Genomic DNA, 3,431 nt, shown 5'->3' with positions numbered 1-3,431 from the left:
CCTGCCGGTAGGCCAGCGTTTCGGGGAAATGCTGGCCGGTTTCCAGGAACAGGACAGGCACGGCGGGGTCGATTTCCGCCGCCAGCGCCAGCATGACCGCGGATTCCGCCCCGAAGGAGGACACAAGCGCGATGCGCCCGCGCAGCCGCGTCAGGGCGACACGAAGCACATCGGATGCGTTCTCGCCTGCCTGCTTCAGTTCGGCCACAATATCCGCGTTGATGCGCATAATCTTCCCCACACCGGATTTTACACTAGGTTACGGCGTTCTTTCCCCGCACACCTAATCCCCGCCGGGCGTAAAATCAAGGGATCGTGCCGCATTCATACACTTTTATCCGCATATTGCGGGCATGTACCCCGCGCCGCGCGCGCGACGGGGTGGGCGGGGGTGGATCAGCGGCTCATGAGCACCGCGATGTCACTGTTTTCCAGCACATGCCGCGTCACGCCGCCCAGGATCATCTGCCGCAGGCGGGAGTGGGAATAAGCGCCCATCACCACCATGTCCGCCCCGAACGCATGGGCCGCCGCCATCATGTCCTCGCCCACGGGGCGGTAATCACTCCCAAATTTGTGAATAGTGGCGTCGATGCCGTGCAATGCCAGATACGCCGCCACGTGCCGGGCATCCGGGCCGGGGCGCTGATAGGCGGGGCTGTACAGGATCTGGACGGCTTCGGCCCGGCGGATCAGCGGCATGGCGTGATGGATGGCGGACGCCGCCTCGGACGTGCCATTCCAGCCGATGCAGATGCGCAGGCCAAGGGTGGCGGGCGGGGCGGGCGGTACGATGATGACGCCGCGGCCACTTTCAAACAGCACCGCGTGCAGCGTGTCGGACGAGGCGACATCGCCCTCCGGATCCGGTTGCCGCACGACAACGATGTCCGAAAGCCGCGCCTGAAAGGCCACCACGCTGCGGGTATGTCCCTTGTGGGCGATGAAGCTGGCGGTCGGGCCTCGCGGCGCATCGGGCGGCGCGGGCGGGGCGTCGCCGGTCAGGACGGGAATATGCGCGTGGCGGGTGAAATCATGGAACAGCCTGCGCACGCCCTTGAGGTTGGTGGCGCTTTCCTTCAGCGCCGCGCTGATCATGTCCTCCATCATCGCGCCCGACAGGCCTTCGCCCATCAGGGGGCCGATTTCCTGCATGTCGGCGCCCACATGCAGGACGGTAAGATGCGCGTCGAACATGCGTGCGACCTGACCACCCACGTCCAGCGCGCTTTCCGCGTGGTTCGTACTACCTAGTGGCAGCAATATACTCCGCACGCACATCGGCACACCTCCGCTTTTCGTCCATCGGGGCCGGTGGACAGCTGGCCCCTGCTTTTCAAAAACGGATCAGGTCACGTTAAGTTCTGGATTTACGGATAAAGCCGCTGCGCGTCCCAGCCTTCGCCCCGCCGGTCCCACACCACCCGGTCATGCAGGCGGTAGGGGCGGTCGTGCCAGAATTCGAAATGCTGCGGCACGACACGGAAGCCGGTCCAGTTGGCGGGGCGCGGAATGAACGCGTCCGGATCGGGGTAGCGTGCTTCCAGATCCGCGATCGCCTTTTCAAATACGGCGCGGTCCGGCATCGGGTGGGACTGGTTGGAGGCAATGGCGCCAAGCGCGACACGCGGCTGCGGCTGGCGAAATAGGCGTCGGCCTCGGCCGGGGTGACGGGTTCGACCGGGCCTTCTATACGGATCTGGCGGCGGATGCTCTTCCAGTGGAACAGCAGCGCCGCGTGCGGGTTGGCCCTGAGGTCATCGGCCTTGCGGCTGTTGAGGTTGGTATAGAACACGAAGCCACGCCGGTCCGCCCCCTTGAGCAGGATCATGCGGACCGAGGGCCTGCCATCCGCCGTGGCCGTGGCCAGCGCCATGGCGTTCGGGTCGTTGGTTCATGCGCGGTTGCATCACGCATCCATGCGTCGAACAGGTCGAACGGGTCCGCATCGGGTTGATAAGGGGAAGGGTCATGAACGTCAGGTTCCGCATGGCTGTCTGTCTCGTAACCGGCCGCGCGGAAGCCCGTCGGAGCCGCCATACGAAACATATGGAAACATAAGGTAAGTTACCGCGTGGCGAATAATCGCTACAATTACGGTACTCGGCATCTTGTCCGAAACGGCGGCTTGTGCAACCACGAGGCCAAAATTTCATTCGTCACTTAATCATTGAGGAAACCAGCATGTCAGACGGCGCGCCCAGAATCTCCGCCAAGGGAACACTGATGAAAGGGAAGCGGGGACTTGTCATGGGGGTTGCGAATGACCGCTCGATCGCATGGGGCATCGCGCGCGCCGTGGCCGAGCAGGGGGGCGAACTCGCCTTCACCTATCAGGGCGAGGCGCTGGGCAGGCGCGTGCGCCCGCTGGCGGAATCGGTGGGCTCGACGCTGGTGCTGCCCTGTGACGTGAGCGATGACGCCGCCATCGACGCGACCTTCGCCGCAGTTGAAAAGGAATGGGGCAAGATCGACTTCCTTGTCCACGCCATCGGCTGGGCCGACAAGCAGTTCCTGCGCGGGCGCTATGTCGATACCCCGCGTGAGGCATTCCTGAAGGCGCTGGATATTTCGTGCTATTCCTTCACCGCCGTCGCCCGCCGCGCCGCCAGCATCATGAACCCCGGCGGTTCGCTGCTGACGCTGACCTATCTCGGCGCGGAGCGGGTCATGCCACATTATAATGTAATGGGCGTGGCCAAGGCGGCGCTGGAGGCGTCGGTGCGCTACATGGCGGTGGATCTTGGCGGGGACGGCATCCGTGTCAACGGCATCTCGGCCGGTCCGGTCATGACACTGGCGGCCAACGGGATCGGGGATTTCCGCTATATCCTGAAATGGAACCAGTACAATTCCCCGCTGGAGCGCAATGTCTCGCTGGAAGAGGTGGGCGGCGCCGGGCTGTACATGCTGTCCGACCTGTCGGGCGGGGTGACGGGGGAAATCCATCACGTCGATTCCGGCTACCACATTGTCGGCATGAAAAACCCCACCGCGCCCGACATCACGGTCGCGGGTAACTGAGCGCGGGAAGTCTGCCTTCATGTCGTATAATACCTTCGGCCATCTGTTCCGCGTCACCACGTGGGGGGAAAGTCATGGCCCGGCCATCGGCTGCGTGATCGACGGTTGCCCGCCACGTATCGCGCTGGACGCGGCGGACATCCAGCCCTGGCTGGACCGCCGCAGGCCCGGACAGTCCCAGTTCACCACGCAGCGGCAGGAGGTCGACCGGGTCGAGATCCTGTCCGGCGTGTTCGAGGGGCAGACAACCGGCACCCCCATTTCCCTGCTCATCCACAATACCGACCAGCGCTCGCGCGATTATGGCGATATCGCCACCCGCTACCGCCCCGGCCATGCCGATGTCGCCTATGACATGAAATATGGCATCCGCGACTATCGCGGGGGGCGGGCGCTCCTCGGCGCGG

Annotated in this window: 3 protein-coding genes and 2 pseudogenes; 2 read left to right on the top strand and 3 right to left on the bottom strand. The window is 64.3% G+C overall.

Features of this window, described 5'->3' with window-relative positions:
• From JCM25156_RS11530 to pdxH, 3 genes and pseudogenes are all read right to left on the bottom strand, one after another.
• On the bottom strand, nucleotides 1–229 hold a 229-nt coding region (locus JCM25156_RS11530; protein WP_025813201.1), incomplete at its 3' end, for a phosphoadenosine phosphosulfate reductase domain-containing protein.
• 167 nt (nucleotides 230–396) lie between these two features.
• Nucleotides 397–1,281, bottom strand: a complete 885-nt coding sequence (locus tag JCM25156_RS11525) for a universal stress protein (protein ID WP_025813200.1) — start codon at nucleotides 1,279–1,281, stop codon at nucleotides 397–399.
• 89 nt (nucleotides 1,282–1,370) lie between these two features.
• A pseudogene (pdxH, locus tag JCM25156_RS23800) lies at nucleotides 1,371–1,973 on the bottom strand (pyridoxamine 5'-phosphate oxidase).
• Between the two features lie 211 nt (nucleotides 1,974–2,184).
• Between pdxH and fabI the strand changes: the two are divergent.
• Together fabI and JCM25156_RS11510 are read left to right on the top strand one after the other, a co-directional pair.
• Nucleotides 2,185–3,024, top strand: coding sequence for an enoyl-ACP reductase FabI (gene fabI, locus JCM25156_RS11515; RefSeq protein ID WP_025813199.1), 840 nt, complete (start codon nucleotides 2,185–2,187; stop codon nucleotides 3,022–3,024).
• 19 nt (nucleotides 3,025–3,043) lie between these two features.
• Nucleotides 3,044–3,431, top strand: a pseudogene (locus JCM25156_RS11510) (chorismate synthase); the annotation flags it as partial.

Source organism: Komagataeibacter kakiaceti JCM 25156 (genome assembly GCF_000613305.1).
This window is presented reverse-complemented; position numbering and strand designations above follow the sequence as displayed.

What these genes read in the sequence shown, in the direction of transcription:
- JCM25156_RS11525 (WP_025813200.1), bottom strand. Translation starts at nt 1,281, where the DNA reads ATGTGCGTGCGGAGTATATTGCTGCCACTAGGTAGTACGAACCACGCG.
- fabI (WP_025813199.1), top strand. Translation starts at nt 2,185, where the DNA reads ATGTCAGACGGCGCGCCCAGAATCTCCGCCAAGGGAACACTGATGAAA.